Consider the following 656-nt stretch of genomic DNA (forward strand, 5'->3'; position numbering starts at 1 on the left):
AGAAGTTCCATCAATGCTATACATCAATGGAGCTAAACCTGTTCCTGTTGCTGTAATCGTAAATGAATTTCCGGAAGCCGTACATTGATTTCCGTTTGTAGCCGTTACAGTCGGAAGATTATCTTGAGCAACCGTAACCGTATTTTTCGCAATACAACCGTTGGTGTCTTTTACATAAACATCCCAAACTAAATCTGCACCAGAATTAGTGTCTACAGTAACAATATTGCTTGCATCGTAAACCGTTGGAGCTGCTGCTCCAGATTTTACCGCTGCATAAGTGTAATTTGGCGTACCGCCTGCAGCTGTAACTGTAATTTGTGAATTATCATTGTTACAATTAACATTGCTTGCAGCAGCTGTAAATGTTACAGCATTTGCAGGCTCTCCAATAACAATACTTGCCGTGTTTGTACAACCTGTTGCAGTGTCTGTAACTTGAACAGTATATGTTCCAGCAGCTACATTTGATAATGTTAATGTATTTCCTGATTTTGTAAGTGTACCTGAACCTAATGTCCCTGATGTTAAAGTGAATGTATAAGCTCCCACTGCAGCATTTCCAGAAACTGTATAAGTACCAGATCCTGTAGCGCCTCCTTTACATAGAGCATCACTTGTTTTGTTTCCAATAACTGTAATTGGTGTTACTGGAC

General features: G+C 39.6%; 1 protein-coding gene. It reads right to left on the minus strand.

Features of this window, described 5'->3' with window-relative positions:
• On the minus strand, nucleotides 1-656 hold a 656-nt coding region (locus GR162_RS22095; protein WP_202393988.1), incomplete at both ends, for a hypothetical protein.

The sequence above is a fragment of the Flavobacterium sp. HBTb2-11-1 genome (assembly GCF_009826975.1).
In the GTDB taxonomy this organism is placed as follows: Bacteria; Bacteroidota; Bacteroidia; order Flavobacteriales; family Flavobacteriaceae; genus Flavobacterium.